12 protein-coding genes are annotated in these 14,583 nt (G+C 73.6%); 10 read left to right on the top strand and 2 right to left on the bottom strand.

Annotation, left to right across the window (positions count from 1 at the left end):
* Nucleotides 1–6: 6 nt before the first annotated feature.
* The 6 genes from ACZ3YL_RS19480 to ACZ3YL_RS19455 all read left to right on the top strand — a co-directional run bounded on the left by ACZ3YL_RS19480 (nucleotide 7) and on the right by ACZ3YL_RS19455 (nucleotide 8,136).
* Nucleotides 7–636 carry a PadR family transcriptional regulator gene (locus ACZ3YL_RS19480; protein WP_188304947.1) on the top strand — a complete coding sequence of 210 codons (630 nt, stop codon included), beginning with the start codon at nucleotides 7–9 and terminating at the stop codon, nucleotides 634–636.
* Nucleotides 637–826: 190 nt separating this feature from the next.
* Nucleotides 827–1,591, top strand: coding sequence for an ABC transporter ATP-binding protein (locus ACZ3YL_RS19475; RefSeq protein WP_465658698.1), 765 nt, complete (start codon nucleotides 827–829; stop codon nucleotides 1,589–1,591).
* Entirely contained in the window at nucleotides 1,588–4,488 is a 2,901-nt protein-coding gene (locus tag ACZ3YL_RS19470) for an FtsX-like permease family protein (protein WP_465658696.1), read from the top strand. The genes ACZ3YL_RS19475 and ACZ3YL_RS19470 overlap by 4 nt, the downstream gene beginning before the upstream one ends.
* A gap of 133 nt (nucleotides 4,489–4,621) precedes the next feature.
* A complete protein-coding gene (locus ACZ3YL_RS19465; protein WP_188304949.1) occupies nucleotides 4,622–6,025 on the top strand; it encodes a dipeptidase in 1,404 nt (467 codons plus the stop codon).
* Between the two features lie 79 nt (nucleotides 6,026–6,104).
* Nucleotides 6,105–7,046, top strand: coding sequence for an NAD(+) diphosphatase (gene nudC, locus ACZ3YL_RS19460; RefSeq protein WP_188304950.1), 942 nt, complete (start codon nucleotides 6,105–6,107; stop codon nucleotides 7,044–7,046).
* 250 nt (nucleotides 7,047–7,296) lie between these two features.
* Complete coding sequence (locus ACZ3YL_RS19455) at nucleotides 7,297–8,136, top strand: GntR family transcriptional regulator (RefSeq protein ID WP_465658691.1); 840 nt, start codon at nucleotides 7,297–7,299, stop codon at nucleotides 8,134–8,136.
* A 45-nt stretch (nucleotides 8,137–8,181) separates the two neighbouring features.
* Here ACZ3YL_RS19455 and ACZ3YL_RS19450 read toward each other — a convergent pair whose 3' ends face one another.
* Nucleotides 8,182–8,439 carry a mycoredoxin gene (locus ACZ3YL_RS19450; protein WP_188304952.1) on the bottom strand — a complete coding sequence of 86 codons (258 nt, stop codon included), beginning with the start codon at nucleotides 8,437–8,439 and terminating at the stop codon, nucleotides 8,182–8,184.
* A gap of 245 nt (nucleotides 8,440–8,684) precedes the next feature.
* Between ACZ3YL_RS19450 and ACZ3YL_RS19445 the strand changes: the two genes are divergently transcribed.
* From ACZ3YL_RS19445 to ACZ3YL_RS19430, 4 genes are all read left to right on the top strand, one after another.
* A complete protein-coding gene (locus ACZ3YL_RS19445; RefSeq protein ID WP_465658688.1) occupies nucleotides 8,685–10,952 on the top strand; it encodes an ATP-dependent DNA helicase UvrD2 in 2,268 nt (755 codons plus the stop codon).
* A 283-nt stretch (nucleotides 10,953–11,235) separates the two neighbouring features.
* Complete coding sequence (locus tag ACZ3YL_RS19440; protein WP_188304954.1) at nucleotides 11,236–11,694, top strand: hypothetical protein; 459 nt, start codon at nucleotides 11,236–11,238, stop codon at nucleotides 11,692–11,694.
* A 168-nt stretch (nucleotides 11,695–11,862) separates the two neighbouring features.
* The gene (locus ACZ3YL_RS19435; RefSeq protein ID WP_411292958.1) at nucleotides 11,863–12,231 is read left to right on the top strand and encodes a WhiB family transcriptional regulator; all 369 of its coding nucleotides are present in this window, start codon (nucleotides 11,863–11,865) and stop codon (nucleotides 12,229–12,231) included.
* A gap of 77 nt (nucleotides 12,232–12,308) precedes the next feature.
* Nucleotides 12,309–12,629, top strand: a complete 321-nt coding sequence (locus ACZ3YL_RS19430) for a hypothetical protein (protein WP_188304955.1) — start codon at nucleotides 12,309–12,311, stop codon at nucleotides 12,627–12,629.
* 174 nt (nucleotides 12,630–12,803) lie between these two features.
* On the opposite strand, the gene ACZ3YL_RS19425 is transcribed toward ACZ3YL_RS19430, so the two are convergent.
* Nucleotides 12,804–14,222 (bottom strand): ABC1 kinase family protein, encoded by a 1,419-nt coding sequence (locus ACZ3YL_RS19425; RefSeq protein ID WP_465658685.1) that lies wholly within the window; start codon nucleotides 14,220–14,222, stop codon nucleotides 12,804–12,806.
* Nucleotides 14,223–14,583: the final 361 nt, after the last annotated feature.

The following is a 14,583-nucleotide window of genomic DNA, read 5'->3' as shown; positions in this document are numbered from 1 at the left end:
CTGAGTATGTCCATCCGCCACGGTCTGCTCGCCCTGCTCGACCAGGGCCCCCGCTACGGCTACCAGCTGCGCACCGAGTTCGAGGCGCGCACCGGCGCCACCTGGCCGCTCAACGTCGGGCAGGTCTACACCACGCTGTCCCGACTCGAACGCGACGGCCTCGTCGAAGCCGCCGGCGAGGACGAGGAGGGCCACCAGTTCTACGCCGTCACCGACGCCGGCCGCACCGAACTGCGGGCCTGGTTCGACACCCCGGTGCCCCGGACCAGCCCCCCGCGCGACGAACTGGCGATCAAGCTCGCCATGGCCGTCACCGTCCCCGGGGTGGACGTCTCCGCCGTCGTCCAGGGCCAGCGCCGGCACAGCATCAAGGCGCTCCAGGACTACACCCGGCTCAAGGGCCGCGCCCTGGCGGGCGAGACCAGACCCGGCACCGTGCCCTCGGAGAGCAACGAACTCGCCTGGCTGCTCGTCCTCGACCAGCTGATCTTCCAGACCGAGGCCGAGATCCGCTGGCTCGACCACTGTGAGACCCGGCTCGCCCAGCAGGCCGAACTCCAGCAGGCCCGCGCCGCCGAGGCCGCCCGCGACGGCGCCGCGAAACCCAAGCGGCTCGGCCGCCGCAGCAACGCCTAGAGCCGCCGCGGCCGCGCCAGGCCACCCGGAACCACCACTCGCGGCAGCCGTGCCCGGCCACCCGGAACCACCACTCGCGGCAGCCGTCCCCGGCCACCCGAAACCACCCGCCGCCGCGGCCGCGCCCCGCCACCCGAACCACCGGCGGGCGCCGCGGCGCCGAACCCGTACCCAGCACAAGGGGGGAACCGTGTCCCACACCCAACAGTCCCGGCCGACACCGGTGCTGCACCTGGAGAACGTCACCCGCGTCCACGGCCAAGGCGCCGCCGAGGTCCAGGCCCTGCGCGGCGTCGACCTCAAGGTCCACCCCGGCGAGTTCGTCGCCGTCATGGGCCCCTCCGGCTCCGGCAAGTCGACCCTGCTCACCCTCGCCGGCGGCCTGGACAGCCCGAGCACCGGCCAGGTCCTGGTCGAGGGCGTCGCCCTCGGCGGACTCACCCGCAAGAAGCTCGCCCAGGTCCGCCGCCGCTCCGTCGGCTACGTCTTCCAGGACTACAACCTGATACCGGCCCTCACCGCCGCCGAGAACATCTCGCTGCCGCGCGAACTCGACGGCCTGTCCGCCCGCGCCGCCCGCCGCGAGGCCCTCGCCGCCCTGGAGGAACTCGGCATCCCCGAACTCGCCGACCGCTTCCCCGACGACATGTCCGGCGGCCAGCAGCAGCGCGTCGCCATCGCCCGGGCCCTGATCGGCGACCGCCGCCTCGTCCTCGCCGACGAACCCACCGGCGCCCTCGACTCCACCACCGGCGAGGCCGTCCTCGCCGTCCTGCGCGCCCGCTGCGACGCCGGCGCCGCCGCCATGATGGTCACCCACGAAGCCCGGCACGCCGCCTGGGCCGACCGCGTCGTCTTCCTGCGCGACGGCCGGATGGTCGACGAGTCCGTCAGCCAGGACGCCGCCAGCCTGCTCGTCAGCGCCGCCGCGAACAGCAAGCAGGTGGACGAGTGAAGCTCAGCGCCTGGCGGCTCGCCCTGCGCATCGCCCGCCGCGACGCCCTGCGCGCCAAGGGCCGCAGCGCCCTGGTCATCGCGATGGTCGCGCTGCCCGTCCTCGGCGTCACCGGCGCCGACGTGTTCTACCGCAGCTCCACCCTCGAACCCGCCGAACGGGTCGTGCGGATCATGGGCCAGTCCGACGCCGAACTCAACCTGAGCGAACGCGGCGCCGCCGTCAAGCAGGCCCCCAACCCCGACGAAGGCGCCATCACCGACAACCCCAAGTACGAGGCCAAGGACGGCGCCGCCCCCGTCTACACCCCCGCCCAACAGCGCTCCCTGAACACCGAACCCGGCGAGCTGGCACGGCAGTTGCTCCCACCCGGCAGCACCCTGGTGCCCGACCAGGCCGGCCCCAGCACGGCGGCGAGCAGCGCCGAGGGCCTGCTCACCACCCAGACCAGCGAAGCCGACCTGACCGACCCGGTCTGGAACGGCCGGGTCAACGTGGTCCAGGGCCGCGCCCCCGCCAACGACCACGAGGCCGCCGTCACCCGCGAGTTCCTCAACCGCTCCGGCCTCAAGCTCGGCGACCGCACCACCGTGCGCGGACTGGAGTCCACCCCCTTCACCCTCACCGCCGCCGTCGAGTTCCCCGGCGACCTCAAGGCCACCGAACTCATCGCCCGGCCCGGCGCCCTGATCGGACCGCTGGCCGGCGCCCCCGGCACGGACCAGGGCCAGAACCCCGGCCAGGCTCCCGGCCCCGGCCACGCCAAGGGCTCCGACACCGCCACCCGCTGGCTGGTCAAACTCCCCGCCGGCGCCACCCTCGACTGGGCCAAGGTCACCGAACTCAACGGCTACGGCTTCACCGTCGCCTCCCGCACCGTCCTGCTCGACCCGCCCGCCCGCGCCGACGTCCCCTACTACGTCCAGATGGACCAGCACAGCGGCGGCGCCACCGCCTTCCTCGACCGCACCTCCGTCGTCATCCTCGGCACGGTCGCCGGCATGGCCCTGCTGGAGATCGTGCTCCTCGCGGGCCCCGCCTTCGCCGTCGGGGCCCGGCGCTCCCGGCGGCAGCTCGGCCTGCTCGCCGCGGCCGGCGGTGACCGCGCCAACGTCCGCGCGGTCGTCCTCGGCGGCGGCGTCGTCCTCGGCGTCACCGGCGCCGCCATCGGCCTGGGCCTCGGTGTCGCCCTGGTCGCCCTGCTGCGCACCCAGGCCGAGGACTACGCCGGCCAGCGCTTCGGCCACTTCAACCTGCAGCCGCTCGACCTGCTCGGCGTGCTCCTGGTCGGCCTGGTCACCGGACTGCTCGCCGCCGTCGTACCCGCCGTCCAGGCCTCCCGCCAGGACGTCGTCGCCGCGCTCACCGGCCGCGACTCGCTCAAGCCCCCGAGCCGCCGACTCGCCCTGCTCGGCCTGCTGATGCTCGCCGGCGGCACGGCCCTCGCCCTGCTCGGCGCCACCAGCGGCTTCGCCAGCCGCAGCCTCGCCGTCCTCGGCGGCTCCGCCATCGCCGAGCTCGGCATGGTCGCCCTCACCCCGTACCTGGTCGGCCTGTTCGGCAAGCTCGGCCGCTGGCTCTCGCTCGGCCCCCGGCTCGCCCTGCGCGACTCCGTCCGCCACCGCGGCCGCACCGCGCCCGCCGTCGCCGCCGTGATGGCCGCCGTCGCCGGCTCCGTCGCGGTCAGCATCTACCTCGCCAGCTACGACGACCAGCAGCGCCGCGAATACGTCGCCGCCGGCCCCGCCGGCGCCATCATGCTCGGCGGCTGGATCGGCGACAACGACGCCAAGCTGCTGCCCCAGCTGCGCGACACCGTGGAACGCGCCATCCCCGACGCCGGCCCGCGCGCCGACGTCGCCCGGGTCACCTACAAGGGCGACTGCTCGGGGGGCCGGTCCTGCGGCTACGTCCGGGTCGAACTGCCCGCGGAACTGCGCTGCCCCGCCTACGAGGGCGACACCGTGCGCACCAACGAGGAGATCAACCGGATCCTCTCCGCCGACCCGCGCTGCCAGGTCCGCGAACACGGCGGCAACCACTTCAGCACCCTGACGGCCGGCGACGCCACCCTCCTGCGCAACCTCTACGGCGTCACCGACCCGGCCGCCGACCAGGCCCTCGCGGCCGGCAAGGCCGTCGTCTTCGACCCGCGTTACGTCAAGGACGGCAAGCTCGTCATCGAGACCAGCGAGCCGGTCGACTACAACGCCAGCGGCGGCACGACCATGACCAAGCCCGTGCGCACCGAGCACACCGTCGACGCCGTCCTCGCCCACCCCACGGTCCCGGCCCCCGGCCAGGCCGTGCTCAGCCCCGACGCCGCCACCCGGCTCGGCCTCGGCACCACCCCGGCCGGCTCGGTCTGGCTGCCCGCCAACGCGCCCACCGACGCCGCCGAGCAGAAGGCCAACGGCGCACTGGCCAAGGTCAGCGAGCGCAGCCAGTTCTCGGTGGAGCGCGGCTACCAGTCCCGGGCCGGACTGATCGGCCTCGGCCTGTCCGGCTTCGCCGCCCTGGTCGCCCTCGGCGCCGCCGGCATCGCCACCGGACTGGCCGCCGCCGACTCCCAGCGCGACCTGACCACCCTCGCCGCGGTCGGCGCCGAACCGCGCATCCGGCGCTCGCTGTCCGGCTTCCAGTGCGGGGTGATCGCCGCCATGGGGGCCCTGCTCGGCACCGTCTGCGGCGTCCTGCCGGCCGTGGCCCTGCGCAAGGTCCAGGGCCTGGCGGGCACCGTCCCCGGGATGAGCCCCCAGGAGATCGCCGACAGGTCGTCGGTGGTCTTCCCCTGGCCCACCGTCGCCGCCACCGTCGTGGTGCTGCCACTGCTCGCCGCCGGCCTGGCCGCGGTCCTCACCCGCTCGCGGATCTCGCTGCTGCGCCGCACCGGCTGAGGCCCGTAGCGCTCTCCCGTCACCCCCGTGCGCCCTTCCCGGCGGCGGGGGTGACGGAGGTTACAGCCCCGACCGCGTCCGGCAACCGGAGGGCCGGGGCGGGCACCCGCACGGGCGAACTACAGTCGTCGGTATGACGAGAACCCCGGACAGCGCCGTCCGCTCCTACATCGACCAGCACCAGGCCGCGTTCCTCGCCGACCTCTCCGAGTGGCTCGCCATCCCCTCGGTCTCCGCCGATCCGGAGCGCGCCGGCGACGTGCGGCGCTCCGCCGACTGGCTGGCCGCCAAGCTGCGCGACACCGGTTTCCCGGTGGCCGAGGTGTGGGAGACCGACGGGCTGCCGGCGGTGTTCGCCGAGTGGCCGTCCGGGGACGAGTCCGCGCCGACCGTCCTGGTCTACGGGCACCACGACGTGCAGCCCGCCGCCAAGGAGGACGGCTGGGACACCGAGCCGTTCACCCCGACCGTGGTCGGCGACCGGCTGTACGCGCGCGGCGCCGCCGACGACAAGGGCCAGGTGTTCTTCCACACCCTGGGCGTGCGCGCCCACCTGGCCGCCACCGGCCGCACCGCGCCGGCCGTCAACCTCAAGCTGCTGGTCGAGGGCGAGGAGGAGTCCGGCTCGCCGCACTTCGCCGACCTGGTCCGGCGCGAGGCCGGCCGGCTGGCCGCCGACGTGGTGGTCATCTCCGACACCGGCATGTGGTCCGAGACCACGCCGACCGTGTGCACCGGCATGCGCGGCCTCGCCGACGCCCAGCTCGACCTGTACGGGCCGGACACCGACATCCACTCCGGCTCCTTCGGCGGCGCCGTCCCCAACCCGGCCCAGGTCGCGGCCGAGCTGGCCGCCGCCCTGCACGACGCCGACCGCCGGGTCGCGATCCCGGGCTTCTACGACGGGGTCGTGGAGCTGACCGAGCGCGAGCGCGAGCTGTTCGCCGAGCTGCCCTTCGACGAGGCGCAGTGGCTGCGCGTCGCCAAGTCGTACGGCACCCGCGGCGAGGCCGGGTACTCCACCCTGGAGCGGGTCTGGGCCCGTCCGACCGCCGAGGTCAACGGCATCTGGGGCGGCTACACCGGCCCCGGCGGCAAGACCATCGTGCCGTCCTCGGCCCACCTCAAGCTGTCCTTCCGGCTGGTCGCCGGACAGGAGGTGGAGAAGGTCCGCGAGGCGGTCCGGGCCTGGGTCGCCGAGCAGGTCCCCGAGGGCATCCGGCACGAGCTGGTCTTCCCCGGCGCGACCCGGCCCTGTCTGACCCCGCTGGACCACCCGGCGCTGCAGTCCACCGTCCGCGCGATGGGCCGCGCCTTCGGGCAGAAGATCCTCTTCACCCGCGAGGGCGGCTCGGGTCCCGCGGCCGACCTCCAGGACGTGCTGGGCGCGCCGGTGCTGTTCCTCGGCATCTCGGTGCCCTCGGACGGCTGGCACTCGGTCAACGAGAAGGTCGAACTGGACCTGCTGGCCAAGGGCGTCGAGACCGCCGCCTACCTGTGGGGCGACCTGGCCGAGAACTTCAGGCCCGGCGCGTGAGCGAGCTCTCGCGCTCGCTTTCGCACCATGGCAGTCAGATCACTCATCCGGATGATTCACCACGTGGGGATGGAACGAAGTGAGCACCGTGCCTGAGACCGAGCGTCCGCGGGCCCTGGCCCTGGCCAGGGCCGGGGTGGACCGGGCGGCCGAGCACCGGGTCGACGAGCCCTGGCTGGCGGCCGCCTGGAGCCACCCCGCCACCCGGGTGCTGCCGATCGCCGGGGGCGAGGCCTTCGTCGTCGACACCGCCGAGGGCACCGAACTCGTCCTCCTGCCCTCCTTCGAGGCGCCGCAGACCGGGGACCGCTACTTCCTCGGCACCGACGCGGAGGGCGTCTCCTACTTCGCTCTGGCCGGCGAGAGCCTGCCCGGCCGGCTGGACGGCGACGCCCGCCCGGCCGGACTGCGCGAGGTCGGCACGATGCTGTCCGACCGCGACGCCGGCCTGCTGGTGCACGCCGTCGCCCTGGAGCACTGGCACCGGCTGCACAGCTTCTGCTCGCGCTGCGGCCACCCGACCGAGAAGGCCGGCGCCGGGCACGTGCGGCGCTGCACCTCCTGCGCGGCCGAGCACTACCCGCGCACCGACCCGGCGGTGATCATGGTGATCACCGACGAGCAGGACCGCTGCCTGCTCGGCCGCCAGGCGCTCTGGCCGGAGGGCCGCTGGTCCACGCTGGCCGGTTTCGTCGAGCCGGGGGAGTCGATCGAGCAGGCGGTGGCGCGCGAGGTGCACGAGGAGGCGGGGGTGCGGGTCGGCGAGGTCCACTACGTCGCCAGCCAGCCCTGGCCGTTCCCGTCCAGCCTGATGCTCGGCTTCACCGGCAAGGCCCTGCCCGGCGGCACCGACATCACCGTGGATGGCGAGGAGCTGGCCGAGGCGCGCTGGTTCTCCCGCGAGGAGCTGCGGGCCGGAATGGAGGCCGGTGAGATCCTGCCGCCCTCCGGCATCTCGATCGCCCGCCACCTGGTCGAACTCTGGTACGGCGAGCCGCTGCCGTCGGCGGCGCGCTGGTAATCCTGTACGAATTCCCGGTACTGCCGTGCACTGCTGTGCACTTCTGTGCCTGAGGGGGCGTGCGGCTTATGCCGCGCGCCCCCGATTTCCTTTCCAAGCCCTTCCCGAATCCCTCACGACCAGCTGTTCGTGGCCGGACGGGCCAGTTCTGCTACCGCAGGACACTTCCGGGCCCCCACCGTCAACCCGCGCGGACGACATTGCCGGAAACGGCTGAAACCGCGTCACCGCGCTCGCTACATTCACTCGGGTGACAATCCCCCGGGGCACCGCCCAATCCCCCAAATACCAGCGCCTCGCCGCGGACCTGCGCCGCCGGATCGCCGAGGGCGAGTTCACCACCGACGCCGCCCTCCCGGTCGAGAGCGAACTGGAACGCCAGTACGGCGTCGCCCGCAACACCGTCCGGCTGGCCGTCGACGTCCTGGTCAACGAGGGCCGACTCGTCCGCCTCCAGGGCAAGGGCACCTACCTGCGCGAACACCCCGTGCTCGACCACCGCGCCTACGGACCCACCCTGCCCCCCGCGCCGCGCGACTGCCTCGCCGCGCCCTCCACCGTCTACCTCGGCGAAGCCGCCGAAGCCGGGCGCGAACTCAGCACCGACTTCGAGATGATGATCGTCCGGGCCCGCGTCGACATCGCCGAACGCCTCGGCCTGCGCCCCGGCGAGGCCATCGTGGTCCGCCGCCAGCTGCGCCTGCTCGACCGTGAGCCGTACTCCATCGAGGAGAGCCACTACCGGGCCGGACTCGCCGCCGGCACCCCGCTGATGGAACCCGACCCCGTCGACGGCGGGGACGAAGCCGTCCTCGCCACCCTCGGCCGCACCGAGATCGGCGCCGTCGACCACCTCGTCGCCCGGATGCCCGGCCCCGAGGAGGCCCAGTGGTTCCAGGGCGGCCCCGGCGTCCCGCTCATGGTCCAGACCCGCGTCACCTACGACCGGCGCGGCCCCGTCCGGGTCATCGAGACCCGCTACTCCGCCGACCGCAGCCGGCTCGTCTACGGCATCGGCGACCTCGGCGCGCGCACCACCCTGCCCGCCCCCGCCGCCCCGGTCGACCCGGCCCGGGCCGACGCGCCGTGACGCGTGCCGACCCGTGGTCGCGGTCCACCGCCCGCCACCGCCGTCTCAGGCGGCCAGGGCCTTCTTGACCTGGATCAGGCTCGGGTTGGTCATCACGACCCGCTCGCCGCCGCCCACCGGCTGGACCAGCACCGTCGGCACCGTCTGGTTGCCGTTGTTCACCGACTCGACGAACGCCGCCGACGCCGGGTCCTCCTCGATGTTGATCTCGGTGTAGCCGATGCCTTCACGGTCCAGCTGGCTCTTGAGCCGGTTGCAGTAACCACACCAGGTCGTGCTGTACATCGTCACGGTGCCGGACATCGAGGGGGCTCCTTCGAAAGAGGGGTTCGTACGGTCTCACACCCGCAACGTCCACCGGGCGGCAGGCATTCCGACCGGAACCCGAAGGGGCGCGGACCGGGCGTGGACCGGGCGCGGACCTGCACTCGGACCTGCACGCGGACCGGCTCCGCAGGGGTGGATCCCCACGAGAGCGGAGCGATCATCCTGCGATCACACCGGGCCTGTGGACAACCCCGCCCGGGTTGTCCCGGCGGGCTGAGAGGATGGAACGCATGCAGGATGACCTCTTGAGCGGCAGCCCCTACGACGGCCCCCACGGCTCCCCGTGGGCCGACCCCGGCGTCGCCACGGGCCCCGACGCCGTGCTCGCCGGGCTCGATCCCGAACAGCGCGCCGTCGCCACCGCCCTGCACGGCCCCGTCTGCGTCCTGGCCGGCGCCGGCACCGGCAAGACCCGCGCCATCACCCACCGCATCGCCTACGGCGTGCGCAGCGGCGTCTACCAGCCCCAGCAGGTCCTCGCCGTCACCTTCACCGCCCGCGCCGCCGGCGAGATGCGCGGCCGACTGCGCCAGCTCGGCGCCGACGGCGTCCAGGCCCGTACCTTCCACGCCGCCGCCCTGCGCCAGCTCCAGTACTTCTGGCCCCGCGCCATCGGCGGCCCGGTGCCCCAGCTCCTCGAACGCAAGGTCCAGCTCGTCGCCGAGGCCGCCGGCCGCTGCGGACTGCGCGTCCAGCGCACCGAACTGCGCGACCTCACCGCCGAGATCGAATGGGCCAAGGTCACCCAGACCGCCCCCGAGGACTACCCCGCCGCCGTCGCCAAGTCCGGCCGCGACGCCCCCCGCGACCCCGCCGAGACCGCCCAGGTCTACCGGGTCTACGAGGAGACCAAGAGCCGCCGCGGCAACATCGACTTCGAGGACGTCCTGCTGCTCACCGCGGCCATCCTGGAGGACCGCCCCGACATCGCCGACCAGGTCCGCAGCCAGTACCGGCACTTCACCGTCGACGAGTACCAGGACGTCTCCCCGCTCCAGCAGCGCCTGCTCGACCGGTGGACCGGCCCCGACGGCGGCGCCAGCCTCTGCGTCGTCGGCGACGCCAGCCAGACCATCTACTCCTTCACCGGCGCCACCCCCGACTACCTGCTCAACTTCCGCAGCCGCCACCCCCAGGCCGCCGTCGTCAAGCTCGTCCGCGACTACCGCTCCACCCCCCAGGTCGTCCACCTCGCCAACGGGCTGCTCTCCCAGGCCCGCGGCGAGGCCGCCCGCCACCGCCTGGAACTCGTCTCCCAGCGCGAGGCCGGCCCCGAACCGGTCTACACCGAGTACGAGGACGAACCCACCGAGGCCGAGACCACCGCCCGCCGGATCAAGGACCTCCTCGCCGCCGGCGTGCGCGCCAGCGAGATCGCCGTCCTGTTCCGCACCAACGGCCAGTCCGAGGTCTACGAACAGGCCCTCGCCGACCTCGGCGTCCCCTACCAGCTCAAGGGCGCCGAACGGTTCTTCGAGCGTCCCGAGGTCCGCGACGCCGGCGTCCTGCTGCGCGGCGCCGCCCGCGCCGCCGCCGACCCGCTCACCGCCGGCGCCCCCGACCTCGCCGGCCAGGTCCGCGCCGTCCTCGCCAGCCGAGGCTTCACCCCCGAACCGCCGGCCGGCTCCGGCGCCGTCCGCGACCGCTGGGAGTCCCTCGCCGCCCTCGTCCGCCTCGCCGAGGAGTTCGAGCGCACCCGCACCGCCGAGGGCCTGGGCACCGACCTCGCCGCCTACGTCGCCGAACTCGACGCCCGCGCCGCCGCCCAGCACGCACCCGCCGTCGAAGGCGTCACCCTCGCCTCCCTGCACGCCGCCAAGGGCCTCGAATGGGACGCCGTCTTCCTCGTCGGCCTCACCGAGGGCACCCTGCCGATCATCTACGCCAAGACCGACGAACAGGTCGAGGAGGAGCGCCGCCTCCTCTACGTCGGCGTCACCCGCGCCCGCAAGCACCTCAGCCTCTCCTGGGCCCTCTCCCGCTCCCCGGGCGGCCGCGCCTCCCGCAAGCCCAGCCGCTTCATGGACGGGCTGCGCCCCGGCTCCGCCGCCCCGGGCGCACGCACCGGCGCGCGGGGCGGCCGGGGGAGCATCGAGCCCGGCGAGCGCTCCGCCGGCCGACGGGTCCGCGGCCCGGTCAAGTGCCGGGTCTGCGACAAGCCGCTCACCGACGCCGTCGAACGCAAACTGCGCCGCTGCGAGGACTGCCCGTCCACGATGGACGAGGCGCTGTACGAACGGCTGCGCGAGTGGCGGGCCGGCCAGGCGAAGAAGCAGGGCGCCCCGGCCTACGTGGTGTTCACCGACGCGACGCTGATGGCGATCGCCGAGGACGTGCCCGCCAGCCGCCAGGACCTGGCCCTGATCTCGGGGGTCGGCGCCATGAAGCTGGACAAGTACGGGGCAGCCGTGCTCTCGTTGTGTGCGGGGGAGGAGCCCGAGGAGGATCCGGACGGCGTCGAGGACGACGGTCCGGTCGATCCGGCTTGAGCCGGCACGGGCGCGGTCCAGGGGACTGCTCGGGGGACTTCACAACCGCCGCGGAAGGTCGCGCGGATCGCGCCGTCGATGGCGTCCCGTGAACTCGCGTGAAAAATAGTTTGCGCGGCATACCGGGAGCGCAATAGCCTGCCGGAGCGGTCAAGGGGACGCGGTCGCACGGGGTGACACCTGTGCCGATCCCCCTCGCCACACAGCTTCACCGAGACAGACATCCGAACATTCGGAGCCAGGGGAACCAGGCTCCGCGAGACGCCGAGAGGAGGCGAAGACAGTGGGAAACATCATGATCACCAAAATGACTGGCCAGACCGTTGTCGCTGCCTCCCTGCGTGCCGCCCGTCTGCGGGCGCACGCCGAGCTCGGTGGAACCGGTCTGGGTCTCGGCACCACCGGTGTCTCCGTCGCCTCCGCTGTCAGTGGTCTTGGACACACTGATCTGTGCCTCGCGGGCGGCAGGAGTGTCGAAGGCACCGCTGTCGAGACCGGTCTGTCCCGTGACTGGGCGCCGGTCGGCACGTCGCGTCCCGAGTGCGACGAGCGACCGCTCCAGGCACCGAAGTCAGCCGTAGTCGCCGCCATGCATGGCGACTATGCGCAGGTCATCGGTGCCGGGAACGCCCAGAAGCAGAACAAGCAGCAGATCAACCAGGTCCTGGCCGCCTTTACCGGCGCCAAGGCCATCCGGATGTGGGCCTTCCGCGGCCCTGAACCCTGGAGAGAACGAACCTGAGTCAGCCTCAGGTCGGCACCTCCAGGGCCGCGGAACCCGTCACACCGGGATCCGCGGCCCTTCTGTTTTGTCCGGTACGCAAGACCACCCAGGCCCTCCGGGGCCTCCGGCCCAGCCCCACCAGTCCACTGGGCCGGAACCACTGAGAAGACGAGGAAGACGCCAACAGTGTCCACGGTCATCACGCCGCCCATCCCGTCCGTACCGCCGACAAGCCAGATCAACGAGGCCGACCAGGCCGACCCTCCGGAGGTTCCGTTCATGCAGCTCAACTCGATCGAGCAGGCCGAGGCGCTCGGTCTCCCCATCCCGTGCCGCGCCTTCGACCCGGAGGTCTTCTTCGCCGAGACGCCCGCCGACGTCGAGTACGCGAAGTCCCTCTGCGGCACCTGCCCGGTGAAGGAGGTCTGCCTGGCCGGCGCCCTGGAGCGGCGCGAGCCGTGGGGCGTCTGGGGCGGCGAGCTCTTCGTCCAGGGCGTCGTCGTGGCCCGCAAGCGGCCGCGTGGCCGTCCGCGCAAGACCGAGGTCATGGCGTGAACCCCGCCCACGAAGCCAGGGCGGTCCGCCGGGGAGAGCAGCCCCCGCTGGACAGCGCCCTCCGCCGATCCGTACGGATGGCCGCCGCCAAGGCCGACGCAGCAGCCCGCACCATTTCATTCCCGAGCACGCACCACGAGCAGGACCACCACATGACCCCCGCCGCCATCGATCCGACCGTCCGCGCTGAGCAGACCACCGAACTTCAGATCCAGAACAGGACCCTCGAAATGCAACTCCTGCATGAATCCCTGGCCCGTGCCCATATGCAAGACAGGCTCCACGAGGCGGAGGAGCAACGCCTCGTCAGCCGGGTCGTCCGGGCCCGCAGGCTCCGGCAGCGGGCTGAGCGGGCCTCCCTCCGGGCCCGCAAGGCGCTCGCCGTCGCGCTGATGTGACGCGCCGGACGCAGGCGGCTCGCCGCCGATCCGACTGACCCCCGTCGTGCCGCAGGCCGCCCCCCGTTCCGGGGAGCGGCCTGCGGCCGTTGTCGTGGGCTGTTGTCGTGGGCCGGCGCCGTCGGCTGCGGCGGGCCGACGTGGTTGGCGTGGCCGTCGTGGCTGTGGGGCGGCTCAGGGGCGGGTGGGCTTGGTGCTCTTCCTGGCCGCCGTGCCGGTGCGCTTCGCGGGGACGGCCACCGGCTCGGCCGGCTCCGCGGGCCGCTCACCGGCGAACTCGGGCAGCCACTCCAGCATCTCGGCCCGGAACGGTGCCTTGGCGCCCAGCTGGCACAGCACCCCGATGGTGCTCAACGTCACCCGGTGGATCAGCAGGTACGAGGGCGGCAGGTTCAGCTGCTTGCCCAGGTTGTAGGCGGGCGAGCGCGGATCGGCGATCCGGGCCGCCTGGGCCCGCATCCAGGCCCGGGTGAAGTGGAAGCTGTCCACCGCGGCAGGCTCGATGATCGGCAGCAGGTAGTCCAGCACCGCGTCCGGATCCAGTTGGACCGAGGGCTTCACGAAGCCCTCCTCACGCAGCATCTTCAGCACGCCTGCCGCGTCCCCGTCCAGGGCCATCCGCAGCGAGGCCCCGATCGGCGCGGGCAGCCCGCCGGGCAGCCGGTCCACCGTGCCGAAGTCCAGCACACCCAGGCGCCAGCCCTCGACCGGGCCGTCGTCCTTCAGCAGCCGGAAGTTGCCCGGGTGCGGATCCGCGTGCAGCAGACCGGTCCGGGACGGCCCGGCGAACAGGAACCGGGCCAGCAGCCGGCCGGCGCGGTCGCGCTCCTCCTGAGTGCCGTTGGCGATCACCTCGGCCAGCGGGGTGCCGTCCATCCACTCGGTGACCAGCACCTGGTCGGCCTGCGCCACCACGACCGGCACCACGATGTCCGGGTCGCCCGCGAACTCCTCGGCGTGCCGGCGCTGGGCCTGGGCCTCCAACTCGTAGTCCAGCTCCTCCGAGACGCGCTCGCGCAACTCGGTGATCAGCGGCTTGATGTCCAGCCCGGGGATCAGCGGGCCGAGCAGCCAGGCGACCCGGCTCAGCTGGGAGAGGTCGGCGAGCAGCGCGTCCCCCGCGCCCGGGTACTGCACCTTCACCGCGACCCGTCTGCCGTCGTGCCAGACCGCCTGGTGCACCTGGCCGATCGACGCGGCCGCCGCCGGGCGGTCGTCGAACTCAAGGAACAGCTCGCGCCAGCCGTCCCCGAGCCGCTGGGCGAGCGCCGTGTGCACCTTGGCGGCGGGCATCGGGGGAGCGGCGTCCTGCAGTTTGGTGAGCGCGGCCCGGTACGGCCCGGCGACCTCCTCGGGCAGTGCGGCCTCGAAGACGGAGAGCACCTGCCCGAACTTCATCGCCCCGCCCTTGAGCTCGCCCAGGACCTTGAACAGCTGGTCGGCGGTCGCCTGCTGGAGCTCGGCCGTCACCACTTCGGCGGACCGGCCGCCGATGCGCTTGCCCAGCCCGAGCGTGGCACGGCCGGCTATCCCCAGCGGCAGCGCGGCGAGCCGTGCTGTGCGGGTCACTGCCTTGCGCGGAAGATCGCTCACCCGGGCCTCCAATCCCCTGGCCCCCCGACGCCGGACGGCCCACCATCACTAGGCCATTGTGCCCGCTTCGCGGGCTGCTTCCGGCGGTATTTCTCGGGGGCCGGGGGGCGGTGACCCCCGGGGCACCTTGTTGACGCTCCGGGGGCCCGCCCCCTCCCCCCTCCCCCGCCCGCCCACCCTCCTCCTCCCACCTCACTCGCCGCCTGCCCACCCACCTCCCACGATCGCCCCGCACCTCGGAACAGCGGCTCCCGCTTCTCCGGCCCGCGCCCTGCCCCCAGGCAGGGCGCGGGCCATGGGCTCGCCTGGCCATGGGGTCGCCGGGGCCAGGGGGCGCCGGGCCAAGGGCGCGCCAGGGCCG

It is taken from the genome of Kitasatospora sp. NPDC023176 (assembly GCF_055560495.1).
This window is presented reverse-complemented; position numbering and strand designations above follow the sequence as displayed.

Coding starts and splice junctions, on each gene's coding strand:
- ACZ3YL_RS19465 (WP_188304949.1), top strand. CDS start 4,622: ATGACGAGAACCCCGGACAGCGCCGTCCGCTCCTACATCGACCAGCAC.
- ACZ3YL_RS19450 (WP_188304952.1), bottom strand. CDS start 8,439: ATGTCCGGCACCGTGACGATGTACAGCACGACCTGGTGTGGTTACTGC.
- ACZ3YL_RS19445 (WP_465658688.1), top strand. CDS start 8,685: ATGGAACGCATGCAGGATGACCTCTTGAGCGGCAGCCCCTACGACGGC.
- ACZ3YL_RS19430 (WP_188304955.1), top strand. CDS start 12,309: ATGGCCGCCGCCAAGGCCGACGCAGCAGCCCGCACCATTTCATTCCCG.
- ACZ3YL_RS19480 (WP_188304947.1), top strand. CDS start 7: ATGTCCATCCGCCACGGTCTGCTCGCCCTGCTCGACCAGGGCCCCCGC.